The following is an 18359-nucleotide window of genomic DNA, read 5'->3' on the forward strand; positions in this document are numbered from 1 at the left end:
AGGATGTCGCCTGCCGCCCACGCCTCCGCCGCGTCCACGCCCCCGACGGCGGAAGTGGAGGGTTCCGAGCCGGGTCGAGGTGGCCCCTCGGCCGCGAGCGGCAGCGCATGGGCTTCCGGGGGCATGGCGGCGGCGAGTCGGCGGACCAGCTCCGCGTCCCGCGCGGACAGCGGGCCCACCCGCCAGGCATCGTGATCGCCGGCGGAGAGCCCCGGCAGCAGCAGGCCTCGCGCGAGGAAGTGCAGGGCCAGTTGGCAGGCGGCGCCCCAGAAGCCGGCCGAGCGATGCCCTTGGTGCAGTGCACGCGCGCGCATGAGCAACGGCAGGGCGTGATGCACGGGTAGCAGGAGGGTGGGCGAACACCACGCAGGAGCGGGCCAGTTCGGAGAGCTCGGAGGGTGGTGCCGTGGGAAGGGTCTGCACAGCTCTGCCACACTCCTCAAATTTGACTACCTGGGGTCGGAGTCGCCGAGGGTGCAGCGCGCCGAGGTGGCCCCGGCGTACTGGCGTCGTGATCCGGGCCATTTCACATTCTGTTCGAGTGGTGGCCGACTATCGTGGCATTCGTGGGCACGGACGGCCGCAAGGGCAGCGAGTCGGATCCACTAGGGGTGGGCCTCAGGGATGTCTCAGGGGCGGCTCTGGAACCGCGCGGGGCGGGGCACCGTTCTCAGAGCAGAGAGCGGCAGTGGCCGCGAAGGAGGCGACGCTCATGTCCAACAATGCGAAGATCGCCGTCGGGGGTGTGGCCGTCGGGCTGATCCTGCTGATCTGGCTGCCCTGGTGGGTGGCGTTCCTGATCGTGGTCGGGGTCCCGGTGGCCGCGTACCTCGCCCTCGACCCCTCACAGCGGCGCAGGCTCCGCAGGGTCACACGCAAGGAACTCGGCCGCTGACGCGACTGCCGGCGACGTCGGCAGGCGTGCGGAGGTGACCGCGGGGGCCGCCGGATGATTCTCGGGGCTGACGGGCGCTCCGGGATGCCCGGCGCTCGGGGTGCACCTGGCCCTCGCGGCAGGGCCGGGCACCTGCCCCCGGAGCCTGCCGCCACCGCGTGGCTGCCGGCGCTCGGCACCGGCCGGGCCGCCGTTGCGGGCACACGTAGGCAGGGCCCCGGTCCAGGCCCCCCGCGGGAACCGTGCAGGTGCCGTCCGGCCTCGGTGGCAGCGGGCCTGCGATCGTCCGGTCCCGGATGGCGAGCTTGCCGCCGCTCCTTGCCCTCGAACGGCGGCCGTATGTGCGCCCGGCAACACGCGGAGGCCGTGGGGGCCGTGCATCGGGCGGTGCGTTCCAGGGGTGCCCCGCCTGGCGTGCCCGCCCCGGCGCCGTACGGCCTCAGATGGGCCGTACGGCCATCTTGTCGAGTGCCTCCAGCAGGCCCGGCAACTCGGGGCCCCTGCCCACCGGCAGGACCTCGCCGGGCTCCTCGTCGAGCAGGACGAAGGCGATGTCGTCCGTGCGGGCCACGATCGACCAGCCGGGCCCGTCCGCGCGCAGCGTACGGGCGTCACCGGGGGCGAACGACGAGCGGACCCGGCCGAGCGGCGGCGGCGAGTCGACGTAGGCGCGTGCCTCCGTGAGTACCCGCCTGATCCCCTGGTGGCCGCTCTGCGGCACGCCCTGTCCGCCCTCCGGCGACGACTCCGCGGCCTTTTCCGGCTCGCCGGGCTTCCCCTGCCCGTCCGCATCCGCCTGCCCGTCCGGCACGGAGAACCGCTCGTCGTCGATCTGCTCCCGCCACACAGCCCACTGCAGGGCTATCTCGTCGGCGCCCAGGCGGCGCTGGGCCGGTCCCCAGGTGCTGGTGTCCGGCGGGCTCAGCGCAGGCCGGTCCGCCACCTCGGGATCGGGGTCGTGCGGGGCGGGGACACCGGGAGCCGCTACGGCGACGGCCAACGGCCAGCCCGGCAGGGCGGCCACGACGGCGCGCTCGTCCGGGGACAGCTCGTACTCCATGCCGCAGTCCCAGGACGCGATCGCGACGGCGACCAGCGAGACGTCGTCGATCACGACCGTCCAGCGCGCGCCCTCTCCGTCCTGACCCAGCACCAGGCCGTACCCGTCGGCGAGCGGTGCCAGCCCCAGTGCCGCACACGCCTCCGGATAGTCGTCGCCCAGAACGCTCGGAAACTGTGCCGGCGTCAGCAGCACCGCCGTCAGCACGTACAGCGCATCGTCCGCGGCGGCGACGGCCTCATCGTCGGTTCCGGCCATCCCTGCCTCCCCAGTGGTTCGTCCATCGGCGCGCACCCTAGTGCGAGCGGAAGCCGCTTGTCACGACTGCTCACACCACGCGGAGCTGCAGGTTTCCGCCTGGACGGGGGCGAAACGACCACGATGGACGGGGAGCTTCCGCTCAGCCCGTGGGCAGCCCGAGGAGATCGCGGGCCACGGCCGCGGGCGACACCTCGCGCTCCCGGGCCAACGCGACGACGGCCCGGCAGGCGAGCTCGCTCACCCCGAACGACAGGGCCTCCGGTGACACCCAGGCCGCCGCCTCCTCGATCCGGTCCTGATCGTCCTCCGCACGCGCCACGACATACGTAGCCGCGGCTTCGAACAAGTTGTGCGCACATCTTGCCCGAGTGCTCGCCGGCTGCGCGTGCGTGGAGGTGCGGAGTCTGGCGGCGTACTTGCGTATCTGACCGAACACGCGGACCACCCTCCCCCCGAACGGGGTCGTCGTCGATCGTTCATCTGCTCTCTCTCAACGTAGAGTTGGACTTTCTGCGGCAGAAGGGGGACGACGTGGTCAAGCGCTTCGAGCGGCTTCGGCAGATCCGCCGGCTGGATCCGGTGGCGGACGCCCTGGAGATCTACCGGCTCAGTGTGGCGTTCGAGTTCCCCTGGGACTACACCCGCGCCCTCGAGCTGGCCTTGTACCGCACGTACGCCGTGCCGAGCATCGGGCGACTGCTCGCGCGGACGGCGGAGCTGACCGAGCGCACGCAGAAGCGGTACGACGACACCGTGCTGCTCCTCGACACCGTCGTCGAGCACGGTTTCGCCTCCGAGGAGGGCCGTACCGCGATCCGCCGCATCAACCAGATGCACCGCAGCTACGACATCAGTGACGACGACATGCGGTACGTGCTGAGCACCTTCGTCGTGATGCCGAGGCGCTGGATCGACGCCTATGGCTGGCGGCGGCTGTCGCGGCACGAGATCGTCGCCGCCACCGAGTACTACCGCACCCTCGGGAGGCACATGGGAATTCCCGGCGTCCCCACGACGTACGAGGGCTTCGAGGCACTCCTCGACGCGTATGAGGAGGAACAATTCGGCTGGGACGAGCAGTCCCGGCGGGTATCGGACGCCACACTCGACCTGATGGCGTCCTGGTATCCGCGCCCTCTGGCTCCGTTGCTGCGCACCGCGACGCTCGCCCTGCTCGACGAGCCACTGCTGCGCGCCTTTCGCTACCCCCCGCCCGGAGCGGCCACCTCGGCGTTCGTGCGCCGGGCCGTACGCACGCGCGGCCGGTTGGTCCGGCTGCTGCCGCCGCGCCGTGTCCCACACTTTGCTCGGCAGAACTGGGAGGTCAAGGGCTATCCGGAAGGCTACCGGGTGGCGGACCTGGGTACCCGCCCGGTTCCCGGGCTGCGAGGCTGCCCGGTGCGGCACCGGGACACCTCAGCGACCGACGTCGTCGAGTGAGGCGAGGGTGTCGCGCAGCCAGGCCAGTTCGGCCCGGCTCGTGGCACGCGCGATGGTGAGGACACCGCGCCGGAACGGGTCGTCCAACTCCTCGGCGCGCACCGGCCGCTCGCCGTCGTAGAAGAAACTCGCCGGCTCCTCCAGAAAGGCCAGCCGTCGCCGCAGCACGGCCGCCTGGGCGGCCGCATCATCCAGGTGCCGCAGGAACGCGAGCACCGTGAACCACTGGTTCTCGTCGGTGATCTCACGCTGCGCGGGCTCGGCGAGCCGTCGCCTGAGCTCACGCCTGCCCTCCTCGGTCAGCCTCAGTACGTGGCGCGGCGCGGCCACGGCGCCGGGCTCGGTGGCCCGGACCAGCAGGCCCGCTTTCTCCAGCCGCTTGATCGCCGGGTACAGCGTGCTCTCGGCCACGGGCCGCACATGGCCGGTGAGGGCCGCGATGTGCCGGCGCAGGACGTATCCGTGCAGCGGGGCGTCGTAGAGGAAGCCGAGGATGGCGAGTTCGAGCACGGCGGCATTCTCGCGCGGAGCGGTCTACCTCGACAACTGAATACATCCTTGCGGTTATACCTCGGTCGCGATGTATAGTCGCAACGTCGGAGGACGAGGGGGAGGGCATTGTGAAGCAGGCCGTGTTCGACAGCGAGGGCAGCCGGATCCGCTGGACGGAGGCGCCGGGGGCGGAACCCGCGCGGGTGTATCTGCACGGGCTCGGTGCGATGTCCGCCGTCTATCACGCGCACATCGCGGCCCGTGCCGAACTCGCGGGCCGACGCAGCCTGTTCGTGGACCTGCCGGGACACGGCCTCAGCGACCGGCCCGGGACGTTCGGGTACACGCTGGAGGAGCACGCCGACGCGGTGGCCGTCGCGCTGGACGAAGCCGGCGTCCGCGGCGCCGAACTGATCGCGCACAGCATGGGCGGTTCCGTTGCCATCGTGCTCGCTCACCGGCGGCCCGACCTCGCCTCCCGGCTTGTCCTCACGGAGGGCAACCTGGACGCTCCCGCGCCGCGCACCGCCGGCAGCAGCGGAATCGCCTCATATGAAGAGGACGAATTCGTCGACGAGCAGCACGCGCGCGTGCTCGCGGCCGTCGGTTCGCTGTGGGCGGCCACCATGCGCCTGGCCGACCCACGCGCGCTGCACCGCAGCGCCGTCGGCCTGCGGCAGGGATCGCGTCCTGTGATGCGCACGATCCTGGAGAAGCTGCCCGTCGAGCGGGTCTACCTCCAGGGCGAACTGAGCGGGGAACTGGCAGGCCGGGAGAGCCTGGAAGCCGCCGGGGTGCGTGTGGTGACGGTGCCGGGCGCCGGGCACAACGTCATGTTCGACAACCCCGACGCCTTCGCGGCGGTCGTCGCCGGTACGGACTGAGCAGCATGGGCCTCAGCGACAGGACGCTCAGGCCTCACGCACCGCGAGCGTCAGGAAACGGGCGTCCTCGTCGACGTACGACGTCATGCTCCATCGCGAACGGGCCAGCAGAGGGCGGAGGTTGGCCTCGGCTCGAAGGTCGTCGGGCGTGATCTGCCGGCCCTGACGTGCCGCCAGGGCCGCGCGCCCGATGGGATGGAACAGCGCGAGCGTGCCGCCGGGCCGCACCACCCGGGCCAGCTCCCGCAGGTTCTTCTCCGGGTGCGGCAGATGGGCGATCAGGCCGGCCGCGAACACGGCGTCCAACGCCCCGGACCGCAGCGGCAGCGCGGTGACGTCCGCGAGCAGCAGCCGCCCGGCCCGGTCCCGGCCCGCGCGCACGGCGGCCTCGAGCATCGCAGGCGTCAGATCGGCGCCCATCACCACCCCGGACGCGCCGACGGCGGCCCGCAGCGGTGGCAGGGCGCGCCCCGTGCCGCAGCCCGCGTCCAGCACGCGGTCGCCGGGCCGCAGCCCGAGCGCGGCGACGGCGGCGGCGTAGGCGGGGCCGTCGTGGGGGAACCTGCTGTCCCAGTCGGCCGCGCGGGCGGCGAAGAACTCCTGCACGTGTGTGTGGTCGTCGCTCATGTTCCGCATAATTCCTCACCGTCGCGGGGGACTCATAGGTGCACATGTTCGGGCCGGACCCGATCGTTCCGTCGCATCTGTGTGTCATATTCCAACAGCTTTCGAAATGCGCCCCCTTTGTGCGCCCGTGCCCCCCTAGCGTCCCTTGGCCATGGGACACCTGGACCACGCCGCCTTCGGCTGGCTGACCCCCGCACTGTCGTACGCCATGGCCTGCGTGGGCGCCGCGCTCGGACTGCGCTGCACCGTACGCGCGCTCGGCACCACCGGCCGCTCGCGCCGCAACTGGCTCGTCACCGCGGCCTCCGCCATCGGAACCGGCATCTGGACCATGCACTTCGTGGCCATGCTCGGCTTCCGCGTCAGCGGCACCGACATCCGCTACAACGTGCCCCTGACCATCCTCAGCCTCCTCGTCGCCATGGTCGTCGTCTGCGCCGGCGTCTTCGCCGTCGGCTACGGTCGCGACCGCACCCGGGCGCTCCTCCTCGGCGGTCTCACCACCGGGCTGGGTGTCGCGAGCATGCACTACCTGGGCATGGCGGCGGTCCGGCTGCACGGCGACATCCGGTACGACCCCGTCCTCGTCGGAGTGTCGGTGCTGATCGCCGTCGTGGCGGCGACCGCGGCCCTGTGGGCCGGGCTCAACATCAAGTCGCCCCTCGCGGTCACCGTCGCCTCCCTCGTCATGGGAGCGGCCGTCAGCAGCATGCACTACACCGGGATGTTCGCGGTGAGCGTGCGCGTGAACCCCTCCGGCCAATCCCTGCCCGGGGCCACGGCGATGCAGTTCATCTTCCCCCTCGCCGTCGGCCTCGGGTCCTACCTGTTCATCACCTCGGCCTTCGTCGCCCTCTCGCCCACGGCCGACGAGCGAGAGGCGTCCGCCTCCGCCCAGCAGCCCGTCGAGAGCATCGCCCGCTAGCGGAAGCCCGGCCCGAGCGCCCCGACCCACGTCCCGAGCGAGGAGGCCATGCGCCCACCCCGTACCACCCCGAAAGCCGGCACTCCCGCCCATCCGCCACGCGGGCGCCGCGCACACGCCGGACCGCCCGCCGCCGAGGGCGGTGACCGCCCGCTCGGCACCCCAACCGCCAAGGCACGCGTGCGTGGCAACCGCCGGCACCTGCGCCCCCGCACCGTGCGCGCCAAGGTGGTCAGCCTGCTGATGGTGCCGGTCGTCTCCCTGCTCGCCCTGTGGGCGTACGCCACCGTCACCACCGCCCAGGACGTGGCCCGGCTGCGGCAGTCCCAGCGCGTAGACGCCGAACTGCGCACCCCGCTGGCCGCGGCCGTCACCGCCCTCCAGGCCGAACGCACCACAGCAGTGCGCCACGCCACCGCGCCGGGCACGGACGACGGCGGCGACCTGCGCAGCCTGGCCGCCCGCACCGACCAGGCCGTGGCCAAGCTGCGGCTCGGCGGCCACAACACCGTCGCCGACAGCGAGGAACTGCCCCCGGGCGTCTCCGGGCGCCTCGACGCCTTCGTCACCGGCGCCGAGCACCTGCGCGCCCTGCGCACGGCCGTACTCGACCGCAGGACCGGCTGGGACACGGTGTACGCGCAGTACACGAAGACCATCGGCGCGGCCTACGCCGTGGACGGCGCCCTCACCGGCATCCAGCAGGCCGACGTCGGCTCCGACGCGCGCGTGCTCCTCGAATTCAGCCGCGCCGCCGAGGCACTGGCCCAGGAGGACACGCTGCTCGGCAGCGCGCGCACCGCCGGGCAGCTGCAGGGCGAACGGCTACGGCTGTTCGACGCCGCCGTCGCCGCGCGCCGTACCCTCACCGAGGCCGCGGTCGCCGATCTGCCCGCCGCCCAGCGTGCCGCCTGGCAGGATCTGGCCGGCAGCGACGCCTACACCGCCCTCGGCGCCACAGAGGACAGGATCGTCGCCGCCGGGCCCGGCGGCAGGCCGGCCGACGCGGCAGCACAAGCCGTCTGGAACGCCGCCCACGCGCGCGTGCAGGACGGAATGCAGGGCATCGCTGCGGACACGGGCCGGGCCGTCGCGGGCCGGGCCGACCCGGTCACGCGCGGACTGCTCAGCCCCGCGGGCGCCGCCGTGCTCCTCGGCCTCGCCGCCGTCGCCGCCTCGCTCGTCATCTCCGTCCGCATCGGACGCGGTCTCGTGGTCGAGCTCGTGAGCCTGCGCAACGACGCCCTGGAGATCGCCCGCCGCAAACTCCCCGAAGCGATGCGCAGACTGCGCGCCGGCGAGGAGATCGACATCCAGGCGGAGGCGCCCGCCGGACCACCCGCGGAGGACGAGACGGGCCAGGTCTCGGAAGCGCTGACCACCGTGCACCGCGCAGCCCTGCGCGCCGCCGTGGAGCGCGCCGAACTCGCCAGCGGCATCTCCGGCGTCTTCGTCAACCTCGCTCGTCGCAGCCAGGTGCTGGTCCACCGCCAGCTCAGCCTCCTCGACAGCATGGAGCGCCGCTCGGACGACCCCAACGAGCTGAGCGACCTGTTCCGCCTCGACCACCTCACCACGCGCATGCGGCGGCATGCCGAGAGCCTGATCATCCTCTCCGGCGCCGCACCCGGCCGGGCCTGGCGCATGCCGGTGTCCCTGACCAACGTCGTACGGGCCGCCGTGTCGGAAGTCGAGGACTACGCACGCGTGGAGGTGCGTCAGCTCCCCGAGGCCCAAGTCATCGGCACCGCCGTCGCCGACCTCACCCACCTGCTCGCCGAACTCGTCGAGAACGCAGCCCAGTTCTCCCCGCCGCACACCCGCGTACGCGTCACCGGCGAGCCCGTGGGCAACGGCTACGCCCTGGAGATCGAGGACCGGGGACTCGGCATGGGCGCCGAGACCCTCGCGGAAGCCAATCGCCGCATCGAACAGTCGGAGGCCCTCGACCTGTTCGACAGCGACCGGCTCGGACTGTTCGTGGTCAGCCGACTCGCCTCCCGGCACGACGTCAAGGTGCACCTGCGGCCCTCCCCCTACGGAGGAACCACCGCGGTCGTCCTGGTGCCCACCGCCCTGCTGCACAATGGCGCGGCGGAACGTCCCTCCCACCAGGGCTCCCGCCAAGGCGAGCAGTCCCGTCAGGAGCTGGAACGCGAGTACGCGCGCGTGCCCGGTACAAGTCCGCTGCAAGAGGCCGTGACCGCACGGTCCGACCGGCCCGCCCTCGCGGCCACCGCCCCCGGCCTCCAGGGCGCCGTCGACGACCCGCGCCCGCAGGTGACCGACGACATTCCACCGCCCGGAGTCACTGCCTTGAGGCCGCACCGACCGCCGAACGACTCCGAGAGCTCCGACGACCTCCCACGCCGTGTGCGCCAGGCGAGCCTCGCGCCCCAGCTACGACAGCAGCGCCCCGAATCGCCGGCGCAGGAGACCGGACCGCACGGCGACGAACGGCGGACCCCCGAACTCGTACGGGACCGCATGGCCGCGTACCGCGACGGCTGGACTCGCGGCGGCGGCAGACAACCCGGGCGCGCGGCCGCCCCGGAACCCGGAACGGGCAGTGACAGCAGCGAAGGAGACCCGGCATGATCCAGGACCCGACCAAGAGGGCCGACCGGCACTCCGGCGAACTGGACTGGTTGCTCGACGACCTGGTGATGCGTGTGAGCGAGGTACGGCACGCCGTCGTGCTCTCCAACGACGGACTGGCCGTCGGTGCCTCCAGCGGTCTCGCGCGGGAGGACGCCGAGCACCTCGCCGCCGTGGCCTCCGGGTTCAACAGTCTCGCCAAGGGCGCGGGACGGCACTTCGGAGCGGGCGGCGTGCGGCAGACCATGGTCGAGATGGACGACGCGTTCCTGTTCGTGGCCGCCGCCGGCGACGGTTCCTGCCTCGCGGTGCTCACCGCCGTCACCGCCGATATCGGGTTGGTCGCCTACGAGATGGCGCGCCTGGTCAAGCGGGTCGGCGAGCACCTGTACACGCCGCCGCGGGTCGCCGCGCAGCCGCCCGCGGCCGGATGACGCGGAACAGGCGGCACAGATGACCGAGAACCCAGGCACCGGCCCGTGGGAGCCCGGCAGTCAGTGGTACGACGGCGAGGCCGGACCACTCGTGCGCCCGTACGCGATGACGGGCGGGCGCACCCAGCCGGGTCCCACCGGGGTGCGCTTCGACCTGATCGCGCTCGTCACCCTCGACCCCGCGGCGCCGGCACTCGAGGAGGCCGCGCTGGGACCCGAGCACCGGACCCTGATCGAACTGTGCCGCACGGAGACACAGTCCGTCGCCGAACTCGCGGCGGACGCCGACCTTCCCGTCGGCGTCGTCAGGGTGCTCCTTGGTGACCTCCTGGAACTCGGCTGCGTGGTCATCAGCCGTCCGGTGCCGCCGGCTCACCTGCCCGACGAGCGGATTCTCCGCGAGGTCATCGAGGGATTGCGGGCGCTGTAGATGAACGTGCCGAGGCCGCCGTGCGCCGCGCAGCATCCCGATCCGTACGCGCTCCGCCCCCGAATGGGCGCGAGTCGGTCACATCAGGTGCATTCCGGTCCAACAGCCCGCAGTCGTGGCTCCGTTGTCATGATGCTGCCTTCGCGCCCGCAGCAGACGGACGCCGCCCGCAGCCGGCCCTCCCGAGAGAAGTGATCATGGTCACCGAGCACTCCGAAGCCGTCGGCGACACCACCGCCCTGGCGCTGAAGATACTGGTTGCCGGCGGCTTCGGCGTCGGCAAGACGACCCTGGTCGGGGCCGTCAGCGAGATCCGGCCGCTGCGCACCGAGGAACTCCTCAGCGAGGCAGGGCAGCTGGTGGACGACACCGACGGCGTGGACCAGAAGGTCACCACCACCGTCGCCATGGACTTCGGCCGCATCACCATCCGCTCCGGCCTGTCCCTCTACCTCTTCGGCACACCGGGACAGGACCGCTTCTGGTTCCTCTGGGACGAGTTGTCCCAGGGTGCGCTCGGCGCCGTCGTCCTCGCGGACACCCGGCGCCTGGAGGACTGCTTCCCCGCGGTCGACTACTTCGAGCACCGGCGCATCCCGTTCGTGGTGGCCGTCAACTGCTTCGCGGGCGCCCGCACCTACGGCGCACACGACGTCTCACGCGCCCTCGACCTCGACCGCGGCACCCCCGTGGTGCTGTGCGACGCGCGTGACCGGGACTCCGGCAAGGAAGTCCTGATCCGGCTCGTGGAGTACGCCGGGCGGATGCACACCGCCCGGCTCCTGGACTCGGTCGGCTGACCCGCCGCTCAGGCCGCCAGATCCTTCACGGCGACCACCTGGTCGACCGGTACCCGGACCAGCAGCTCGCCCGGAACACCGTTGCGGGCGCCGTACTCCTCGGCGCGGTCCTCACCCATGTACCGGGCGGCGATCCGGGTGGCCCAATGACGCACCTCGTCCAGGTTCTCCGACAGCCGTGCGCGGCCGTTCAGCACCACGAAGTGGAACGGCGGCCGATCGTCGTCCACGCACAGGGAGACCCGCCCGTCCCGGGCGAGATTGCGCCCCTTGACGGTGTCCTTGCCCGTGTTGAAGACCAGTTCGTTCCCGTCCAGCAGAAACCAGATCGGGGCCACATGAGGGCTCCCATCGGCGCGTACGGTGGACAGTTTTCCGGTCCGGGTGCCGTGCGAGACGAACGCCCGCCATTCCTCGTCGGTCATCTTCTGTGCCATGCGCCCATCCTGCTTGCCCGGACGCCGGACGTGGGGAAGGCTGGCGGGGAGTTCCTCCAGCCAGGGGGAGACATCACACGGGGAGACGGAGATGGCGCAGAACCAGGGACTCGGCTGGCTCCTGGACGATCTGACCGAGCGAGTGGACGACGTGCGGCACGCGCTGGTCCTGTCGAACGACGGGCTGGTCACGGGCGCGAGCACGGGCCTACGCCGTGAGGACGCCGAGCATCTGGCCGCCGTGGCATCGGGGTTGCACAGCCTGGCCAAGGGGTCGGGCCGCCACTTCGGCGCCGGCACGGTACGCCAGACCATGATCGAGTACGACGACGCGGTGCTGTTCGTCACCGCGGCAGGGACCGGCAGCTGTCTGTGCGTGCTCAGCGGCGCGGAGGCCGACATCGGGCAGATCGCCTACGAGATGGCCCTGCTCGTCAACCGCGTCGGCGAGCACCTCGGCGTCGACGCCAGACAACCGGAGCGCACTCCCACTAAAGACGTCTGACCTGCGATTTTCCCCCGCGGTTCCGGAGTTATCCACAGGCCGCCACGCTCTGCGCCGCATTGGCTACCGTGTGCGTACGGCGAACGCACGAGGCGTGAGCCAAACGACTCCACGGGGGAGTACGACCATGTCGACAAGCACCTTCGGTCCGCCCCGGCCCACTACCTGCACACCGGGCCATGCCGCTCGGGAACTGGGCCTCAAACGGGGCGAGTTCGACCTCGCCGTGCACCTCGGGCACATCCGGAGTGTGCCCGACGACGGCGGAGGAGGGGGCCGCAGGGTGGAGCGCGCCGAGATCGACCGCCTTCGTGCACGGGAGGGCTGCCAGGACGCCCTCCGCGCGCGTGTGCGGGTGGTCGGTACCACCGAGGGCGCCTCGCTCATGGAGATCCCGGCCGGGCGGTTCACCCGCCTCGCCCGCCTGGGCCTGCTCGTGCCGGTGAAGTGGTACCTCAACCGCTACCGAGCCGTGGTCTGGCTGTATCTGGCCGAAGACCTGCGGAACTTCACCTCGGACACCAAGAACGCCCACCTGCTCAAGGGGCGCATGCCCGAGAACCTGCGCGGCCAGCTGGAGGCCGGGGTGGACCTGCGCGCCCGCAACTGGCGGGGACGCCACCTCGGGTTCCTGCTGCGGCAGGCGGAGGATCCATGGGTTCGGGCCGGTGCCGTCGCAGCCTTCCTCTCAGCTGTCGAGATCGCCGATGTCGTCCGGGATCCATACGATCGTGCCTATCTGCACCGGTTCCGGCCCGCGCCACCCGGTCAGGCCACGGCGGGATCGCCTGCCGCGCACCTTGCCGAGCGGATCACCATCGCGCAGGACGCGGACGAGATCGAGTGGCTCCGCAGCGAACTGGCCCATCTGCTCGAGGAAGCGCGCGCCGTCTCACAGGCCCCGCGTCCGGCCGCCCGTCGCGTCGCGGTGACCGTGCGTCCTGTCACGCCCGTGCCGCCGATGGCCGGCACGGTCACACGACCCACGGCGCCGAGCCTGCCGGCGCCCTCGGAGCCCGGGGCGGAGTGGGCCGCGGCCCGGGCAGCCGAGCCGCTGCCCGGATCGCCCGCGCCGGAGAACAGGCCGGTGACAGTGGCCTGCGGATCAAGTGGCGGACCGCTGCCGGGGCCGCCTGCGCCGAAGGACAAGCCCGTGGTCCGGGCGTTCGAGTGGCACGCGACGCCGACGGTGCCCATGGCCGCGCCGTCGTCGACCCGCCGGGGACACCGCAGGCCCGAGCAGTCCCCGACGCGGGCCAAGCGAGGCCTGCGCGCCTGGCTGCGGGGGAGAAGGCCCCGGCCCGCGCGGGTCTGAACCACCCGGCCGCAGGGCCCGGCCTTTGCTCGTCACAGGGACCTGAACAGGCCCTTCTGGACGACCGAGAAGCATGCAGGTCACCGAGCAATCACACGCGGGCGGTGGGTGGTAGCCAGTGCATTCAACGAGTTGCTGCATAGCGTGCCCTGGCCTGGGCAGGGTCCGGATCTTGAGCTGTGACCGTGGCCGTACGGGTGAACTCGCTGTGCGCCTGTACGGAACGCTGACCATAGCCCGGAACGGCAGCGTCCTGGGCGATGGTCGACTGGTCACGTGAGCTCGCCGGTGGGCTCGCGCTCCCGCTCTGCGACCCGCCGGACTGTCGCGGTGACGTCGGCCCGCCGAGGTCGCGCCGTAAGCTGCGCCGGGTTTCAGATTCACGGGAGGCGTGAGTGGGGCGGGATATGGTCCTCGGTGGCCGGTACGAGCTGGTCGAGAAGCTCGGGCAGGGTGGCATGGGAACGGTCCATCGGGGAGTGGACCGGCAGCTGCGCCGCACCGTCGCGGTCAAGCTGCTCTCCTCGGAGTTGGCCCACGATCCGCAGTCGCGAGCCCGCTTCCGGCGCGAGGCGCACGCGGTCGCCGCGCTGAACCACCCTGCGGTGGCCACCATCCACGACGTCGGCGAGGAGCCGCACCCGGACGGCCCGCGCCCCTACCTGGTCATGGAGTACGTGCAAGGCGCCACCCTCGCGGAGGCCCTGCGCGACGGCCCACTCCCCGTCGCCGAAGCGATCAAGGTGGCCTGCGCGGTACTGGACGCGTTGCGGCACAGCCACGAACGCGGCATCGTGCACAGGGACATCAAGCCCTCGAACATCATGCTCATCGGGCCTGACACCGTGAAGGTCCTCGACTTCGGCATCGCCAAGGCGTTCAGCGAGGCCGCCACCCGCATAACCGGCAGCGGCGCGACCATAGGCACCCCCGCCTACCTCTCGCCCGAGCAGATCAGTGGCGCGGAGATCGACCATCGGGCCGATCTGTACGCGATGGGGTGCCTGCTGCACGAACTCCTCACCGGGCAGACCCCGTTCCGTGGCGATTCGCCGTTCGCCGTCATGCACCAGCACCTGTACACCGAACCCGAGCCGGCCTCCCGGCTCCGGCCACAGGTGCCGCCGGCGGTTGCGGCAGTGATCCTGCGCGCACTGCGCAAGGACCCGGCGGAACGATTCGCCGACGCGGGACAGATGCGCGCGGCCCTCACCGACGCCCTGACACAGACATCCGTGCCGACAGCCCAGGCCCCCGCGCCGCGGCCCCCGGCGACGCGGTCCGGCGGCCGAACCGCTGTCCGGGACACGTTCCGTATCTCGCTGCGCCCGTCCACCGACCGCGCTCTGGCCCTGCTCGGATGCCTGCTGTCGCTGCTGTGCGCACATGGTCACCTGGTGGACACCGCTCACTTCGGCTGGGTCGCCATTGCGGCCGGCGTCCTGGGCGTGGTGACGCTGCCGTGGTCGGCGCGCCTGGCGTGCGTGATGGCATGGGGGCCGGTGGCCGAAGCCGTGGCGGTCAACTCCGAACTGCGGCGCGCCGACGTCGGCTGGGCCCACTCGTACGTCGCCATCGCCGCCTTGCTGGCACTTGCCGCCGCCTGCTGCCTGGTCAGCGCGGTCCGCAGCCAGGAGCGCGGCGCCGGCTCACTGGTCGCCTTCTGGTTCAGTGCCACCGCATCGATCTGGTACTTCCTCGACGACCTGCACAAGCTCTTCGTCTTCTACCTGCTGCTGTCGCTGGTGGCCACGGCCGCCGTGACCTGGGAGACCGTCACACTCGTGCGGCGCAGGGCCCGAGACAGGCGGACAGCGCCGGAAGGACCGTTGCTGCCACCGGCGTGACGCCGCGTGGCCGTCGGCTCATGAGCGCGGGGGCTTGTCGCCGCCGCCGTTCGGGCCCAGCCGGTAACAGGCTCCTCGTGTGCGTACCCATGAGGCGGGGCTGCACTGCCGACGCGCCCGGGTGAGTCTGACGGGGACTGCACGGCGTTCGCCGGTCAGCTGGTCCCGTGGCTCCACTTCGGCCCGATCAGGGTCCATTCCCTGTCCCACTGCTGGATGCGCCGACGGTCGAGGTACGTCCGGCCGGCGTTCCCGATGCCGAACACCACGCCGCTCACGGCGAGGGCGGCCGAAGCACCGAAAAGTCCCGCCTCGACGGCCTACCTGGTGACGGTCGGCGGCTGGAAGCTCAGCTTCCCCTGGCCGTCGAGCCAGATCCTGACCGTGGAGCCTGCCGTCTTTCCGGTGGTCACCAGCGTCATGCCGCTGCGCGTGGAGCCGTCCGAGGTCGTCCAGCGGACCTTTGCCGAGGCCAGGTCTTTGCCCACCTCCGAGGTCGCGGTGCGCGGGACGTCGTCGAGGAGAACGGCGGGAACGGGGGTCCGTTCGGCCCGTTGCAGGGCGAAGACCTGGTCGGGAGTGTGGGCCGTCACCACACCGGCGGCCGTGCCACCCACCGCGATGAGCACCCATACGGCCAGCACGAGCCATGCCTCGAGGACGTCGTCGCGTCGCCAGATCGGGTTATTCCGCCATCTCCACAGCGGCACCCTCGTGCGCCTGCGCTTCCTGTTCGCGGGCCTGCTCTCGTACATGACTCCGCACCTCCTCGTCGTCACACATGAAGGTGACAGCCGCAGGCCTTGCCATGGCAGGGTCCGGTCAGGCGGAAACGAAGGGACGATCGGGCCAAGTCAGGGCCCCTGCTGGGCCGTTCGGTCCAGCAGGTTGTTGACACACCGAGGTTCTGTGGCCGCGCGCACCGCGCCCCTCGACGCTGCGACCCTGGAAGCCTGCATCTCGGCCGCCGGGGCCGCGCCCTCGCTCTACAACACCCAGCCGTGGCGCTTCCGGCTTGACCCGGACAACGTCGCGCTGGAGCTGCGTGCCGCACCCGAGCGTGGCTTGCGCCACGCCGATCCTGTCGGCCGGGCGTTGCATCTGTCTGCCAATGCCGCTGTCTTCAACCTCCGCGTCGCTGCGGCCCACTTCGGCTGGGCACCTGTCGTACGCCCGCTGCCGGACCCCGAGGACCCAGGCCTGCCGGCCACCTTCAGCTGGCCGGGACGGGCCAGCGGCACACTCTGGGGCACCGCGCCGACCTCTACCTGATGATCTGGCGCATGCACAGCAGCAGGTTCCCCTTCTCCGGCAAGCCGCTTCCGCTGAAGCCTGGGGCCGCACAGACGGCTCGGGTGCTCCGCGTGGCCACGGAAGCCGAGTACCGCAACCGAGCCGACCCCGACCGGGCGGCCGATGTGGAGACGCACTTCGGCTGGAGCGTCGTCGTCACCGGCCGGGCCGAGATCGTGACGGATCCGGCCGAGGTGGCGCGCCTGGAGCGGATCGGCCCGTCTTCCTGGGCTCCCTCGCCCGTAGAGGTCTTCGTGCGCATCGAGCCCGAACTGGTCACCGGGCGGGAACTCGTCGGGGGCCGCACGATGTACGGCCTGCACCTCTCCGCCTGACCGCTGGGCATCTGCGCCGTGACCTGACCCGAAGCACCCAACGGTGCGGGGCCGGACGGCGCGGCGACGGGTTCCCGCCGGCCCTGCCCCGGGCAGGGGCACACGGGGAGCATCGTCAGCGGAGCCGCTCACGGAACCGTCCGTGTGCGGTGTCGCGAACGATGCGGAGGCAGTGACGACCGTGGCATCCCGTCCGGACGTCGACGCACCCGCCGAGGCCTGGCGTGGATTCGCTGGCCGAGCCCGGATCGACGTACGGGGCTATAGGCGGAGCTGCCGTACGAGGAGGCCCGAGACGGCATCTCGCTGACCACGACCATCACACCCGAGTGACTCGGCCACAATCTTGTGGAGCGGGCCGGCAACCCAGTCGGCATCCTCGACGGGTACATGGCCTTCGGCGGTTTCCACATGAACGTCAACGTCGTGAACCAGGCGCTGATCGAGGATGCCATGGAACACCCTGATAACCCGAGTTGACCATTCGAGTCTCCGGGTACGCGGTCAACTTCGTCCGTCTCGGTTCGTCCTGTTCGTCAGCGGCTGCCCGCTGCGCAGCCTCTACTGCGCCAACCCCGGTACCTGGCACATGCGCGACGGGCGGGCCACCTCGGTCGACGACGTCGTGGAGGAGATCGAGAAGTACCGGGGCCTCCTGAGCACGGCCGGGCGAGGGGTGACCATCACTGGCGGCGAGCCGCTGCTCCAGCCGGCGTTCACCGGCTCCCTCCTGCACTGCTGCAAGGAAGCCGGACGTCACACGGGAGCACGGGCTGCGGGCGCTGTGAGCCGGCCGATGCCCGCCGCACCTTCACGCGAGTGTGGGCCACTCGGCCTCCGCACAGGGACCTTGAGGTCCCTCCTGTCCCAAGTGACTGCCCTCAACACTGAAGTCGTGACTTTGAAGGAGACCGAGATGCCCGCACCATCACCGCAGTCCCAACGGATCCCCAGAGACCAGCGAGCCTGACAGACGTCGACTGGGCGGCCGGGGAAGCCCTGCTCCGTGACGTTCCGCTGCACCTCGTCCACGCTCATGGGCGGCAGCCGTACCTGTACGCGCCCCTGGGCGCGGTGAGCAGATCCGGTTTCCGACTGAATGCGGCGTGAGAACCCGGAGGCTTCTGAGGCTTCCTATGCCGTATCAGCTTGAGAGGGAGCGTGATCAGGCGCCGCCGGTCTCGCCGTCGGCGGTGAGCCGGACGCCGGTGATCAGATCGGGCCGGATGCGGACCGCGTAGTCCATGGTCTGGTTCACCCAGGGGGTGAGCAGTTCCTGGTAGCGGGCCAGCTCTTGCGGGTCGGTCACCAGGCAGGCGTAGCCGGTCACCACGACGCTCCAGCCGAGGTGGGTGTCGGGGTCTATGGAGTCGGCCTCGTATGCCACCACGACGCCCTGGCCGTCGGCCTGCCCGGCGTGCGCGGTCAGGGCCGCGCCCTCGTGGGTGCGGATGATGATCTCGCCGTCGTCCAGGACGTGGTTGACCGGGCGGACGGTCGGCAGCGCGTGGCGGGTGAAGACGATCCTTCCGAAGGACACGCTCTCCAGCAGCCGCACTGCTTCGTCCCTGTCCAGCTCCATGCTCCGGCGTGGCCCGGCTGGGACGGTCTGTGGGGTGTCGATGCTCATGGGTGGCTTCCGTGCGGGTTCGTTGCTCACTGCTGTGTGTGTTCGGTCGGCGTGGCGAGGCGAGTGCGTGGCCTGTCGCGGCGGCGGCAGTTGCACCGGTGGGGCATGTGCGTCGTCCCTTCGAGGCCGGGGCGGCTGCCCGTCCGCGGTG

Annotated in this window: 20 protein-coding genes and 2 pseudogenes; 15 read left to right on the top strand and 7 right to left on the bottom strand. The window is 71.5% G+C overall.

The window, feature by feature from the left end:
* Positions 1 to 712: 712 nt before the first annotated feature.
* Positions 713 to 895 (top strand): hypothetical protein, encoded by a 183-nt coding sequence (locus ACWC2T_RS38995; protein ID WP_031226809.1) that lies wholly within the window; start codon positions 713 to 715, stop codon positions 893 to 895.
* Positions 896 to 1334: 439 nt separating this feature from the next.
* Here the strand turns inward: ACWC2T_RS38995 and ACWC2T_RS39000 are convergent, their stop codons facing one another.
* Together ACWC2T_RS39000 and ACWC2T_RS39005 are read right to left on the bottom strand one after the other, a co-directional pair.
* Positions 1335 to 2213: a hypothetical protein gene (locus ACWC2T_RS39000; protein WP_450675065.1), complete on the bottom strand. Its 879-nt coding sequence runs from the start codon at positions 2211 to 2213 to the stop codon at positions 1335 to 1337.
* Positions 2214 to 2355: 142 nt separating this feature from the next.
* The gene (locus ACWC2T_RS39005; RefSeq protein WP_450675066.1) at positions 2356 to 2652 is read right to left on the bottom strand and encodes a hypothetical protein; all 297 of its coding nucleotides are present in this window, start codon (positions 2650 to 2652) and stop codon (positions 2356 to 2358) included.
* A gap of 95 nt (positions 2653 to 2747) precedes the next feature.
* Between ACWC2T_RS39005 and ACWC2T_RS39010 the strand changes: the two genes are divergently transcribed.
* A complete protein-coding gene (locus ACWC2T_RS39010) occupies positions 2748 to 3656 on the top strand; it encodes an oxygenase MpaB family protein (protein WP_450675067.1) in 909 nt (302 codons plus the stop codon).
* Here ACWC2T_RS39010 and ACWC2T_RS39015 read toward each other — a convergent pair.
* The gene (locus ACWC2T_RS39015) at positions 3633 to 4166 is read right to left on the bottom strand and encodes a PadR family transcriptional regulator (protein WP_450675068.1); all 534 of its coding nucleotides are present in this window, start codon (positions 4164 to 4166) and stop codon (positions 3633 to 3635) included. The genes ACWC2T_RS39010 and ACWC2T_RS39015 overlap by 24 nt on opposite strands.
* A gap of 110 nt (positions 4167 to 4276) precedes the next feature.
* Here ACWC2T_RS39015 and ACWC2T_RS39020 point away from each other — a divergent pair, with 110 nt between their 5' ends.
* Positions 4277 to 5032, top strand: a complete 756-nt coding sequence (locus tag ACWC2T_RS39020; protein WP_450675069.1) for an alpha/beta fold hydrolase — start codon at positions 4277 to 4279, stop codon at positions 5030 to 5032.
* A gap of 27 nt (positions 5033 to 5059) precedes the next feature.
* Here ACWC2T_RS39020 and ACWC2T_RS39025 read toward each other — a convergent pair whose 3' ends face one another.
* Positions 5060 to 5659, bottom strand: a complete 600-nt coding sequence (locus tag ACWC2T_RS39025; RefSeq protein WP_450675070.1) for a class I SAM-dependent methyltransferase — start codon at positions 5657 to 5659, stop codon at positions 5060 to 5062.
* A 151-nt stretch (positions 5660 to 5810) separates the two neighbouring features.
* On the opposite strand from ACWC2T_RS39025, the gene ACWC2T_RS39030 reads away from it, so the two are divergent.
* The 5 genes from ACWC2T_RS39030 to ACWC2T_RS39050 all read left to right on the top strand — a co-directional run bounded on the left by ACWC2T_RS39030 (position 5811) and on the right by ACWC2T_RS39050 (position 10846).
* Positions 5811 to 6584 (top strand): MHYT domain-containing protein, encoded by a 774-nt coding sequence (locus ACWC2T_RS39030; RefSeq protein WP_450675071.1) that lies wholly within the window; start codon positions 5811 to 5813, stop codon positions 6582 to 6584.
* Positions 6585 to 6632: 48 nt separating this feature from the next.
* The gene (locus ACWC2T_RS39035; RefSeq protein ID WP_450675072.1) at positions 6633 to 9182 is read left to right on the top strand and encodes a sensor histidine kinase; all 2550 of its coding nucleotides are present in this window, start codon (positions 6633 to 6635) and stop codon (positions 9180 to 9182) included.
* Positions 9179 to 9616 carry a roadblock/LC7 domain-containing protein gene (locus tag ACWC2T_RS39040; RefSeq protein WP_450675073.1) on the top strand — a complete coding sequence of 146 codons (438 nt, stop codon included), beginning with the start codon at positions 9179 to 9181 and terminating at the stop codon, positions 9614 to 9616. The genes ACWC2T_RS39035 and ACWC2T_RS39040 overlap by 4 nt, the downstream gene beginning before the upstream one ends.
* A 19-nt stretch (positions 9617 to 9635) precedes the next feature.
* Positions 9636 to 10046, top strand: coding sequence for a DUF742 domain-containing protein (locus ACWC2T_RS39045; RefSeq protein ID WP_450675074.1), 411 nt, complete (start codon positions 9636 to 9638; stop codon positions 10044 to 10046).
* Positions 10047 to 10243: 197 nt separating this feature from the next.
* Positions 10244 to 10846: a GTP-binding protein gene (locus ACWC2T_RS39050; protein ID WP_351204768.1), complete on the top strand. Its 603-nt coding sequence runs from the start codon at positions 10244 to 10246 to the stop codon at positions 10844 to 10846.
* 8 nt (positions 10847 to 10854) lie between these two features.
* Here ACWC2T_RS39050 and ACWC2T_RS39055 read toward each other — a convergent pair whose 3' ends face one another.
* Entirely contained in the window at positions 10855 to 11283 is a 429-nt protein-coding gene (locus ACWC2T_RS39055) for a PPOX class F420-dependent oxidoreductase (protein ID WP_450675075.1), read from the bottom strand.
* Between the two features lie 91 nt (positions 11284 to 11374).
* Here ACWC2T_RS39055 and ACWC2T_RS39060 point away from each other — a divergent pair, with 91 nt between their 5' ends.
* From ACWC2T_RS39060 to ACWC2T_RS39070, 3 genes are all read left to right on the top strand, one after another.
* Positions 11375 to 11788 carry a roadblock/LC7 domain-containing protein gene (locus ACWC2T_RS39060; protein ID WP_450675076.1) on the top strand — a complete coding sequence of 138 codons (414 nt, stop codon included), beginning with the start codon at positions 11375 to 11377 and terminating at the stop codon, positions 11786 to 11788.
* A 127-nt stretch (positions 11789 to 11915) separates the two neighbouring features.
* The gene (locus ACWC2T_RS39065) at positions 11916 to 13103 is read left to right on the top strand and encodes a DUF6397 family protein (protein ID WP_450675077.1); all 1188 of its coding nucleotides are present in this window, start codon (positions 11916 to 11918) and stop codon (positions 13101 to 13103) included.
* A gap of 395 nt (positions 13104 to 13498) precedes the next feature.
* Complete coding sequence (locus ACWC2T_RS39070) at positions 13499 to 14950, top strand: protein kinase domain-containing protein (protein ID WP_450675078.1); 1452 nt, start codon at positions 13499 to 13501, stop codon at positions 14948 to 14950.
* Between the two features lie 320 nt (positions 14951 to 15270).
* Here ACWC2T_RS39070 and ACWC2T_RS39075 read toward each other — a convergent pair whose 3' ends face one another.
* Positions 15271 to 15705 carry an Rv1733c family protein gene (locus tag ACWC2T_RS39075; RefSeq protein ID WP_450675079.1) on the bottom strand — a complete coding sequence of 145 codons (435 nt, stop codon included), beginning with the start codon at positions 15703 to 15705 and terminating at the stop codon, positions 15271 to 15273.
* A gap of 154 nt (positions 15706 to 15859) precedes the next feature.
* Between ACWC2T_RS39075 and ACWC2T_RS39080 the strand changes: the two genes are divergently transcribed.
* From ACWC2T_RS39080 to ACWC2T_RS39095, 4 genes and pseudogenes are all read left to right on the top strand, one after another.
* Complete coding sequence (locus ACWC2T_RS39080) at positions 15860 to 16222, top strand: hypothetical protein (protein ID WP_450675080.1); 363 nt, start codon at positions 15860 to 15862, stop codon at positions 16220 to 16222.
* Positions 16223 to 16233: 11 nt separating this feature from the next.
* Positions 16234 to 16578 carry a pyridoxamine 5'-phosphate oxidase family protein gene (locus tag ACWC2T_RS39085; protein WP_450675081.1) on the top strand — a complete coding sequence of 115 codons (345 nt, stop codon included), beginning with the start codon at positions 16234 to 16236 and terminating at the stop codon, positions 16576 to 16578.
* A 267-nt stretch (positions 16579 to 16845) separates the two neighbouring features.
* Positions 16846 to 17099: pseudogene (locus tag ACWC2T_RS39090) on the top strand (glycine radical domain-containing protein); the annotation flags it as partial.
* Positions 17096 to 17359 (top strand): annotated as a pseudogene (locus ACWC2T_RS39095) (radical SAM protein); the annotation flags it as partial. The pseudogenes ACWC2T_RS39090 and ACWC2T_RS39095, both read left to right, overlap by 4 nt.
* Before the next feature lie 384 nt (positions 17360 to 17743).
* Here the strand turns inward: ACWC2T_RS39095 and ACWC2T_RS39100 are convergent.
* Positions 17744 to 18208 (bottom strand): pyridoxamine 5'-phosphate oxidase family protein, encoded by a 465-nt coding sequence (locus ACWC2T_RS39100; RefSeq protein ID WP_450675082.1) that lies wholly within the window; start codon positions 18206 to 18208, stop codon positions 17744 to 17746.
* Positions 18209 to 18359: the final 151 nt, after the last annotated feature.

Source organism: Streptomyces sp. NPDC001393, assembly GCF_053597455.1.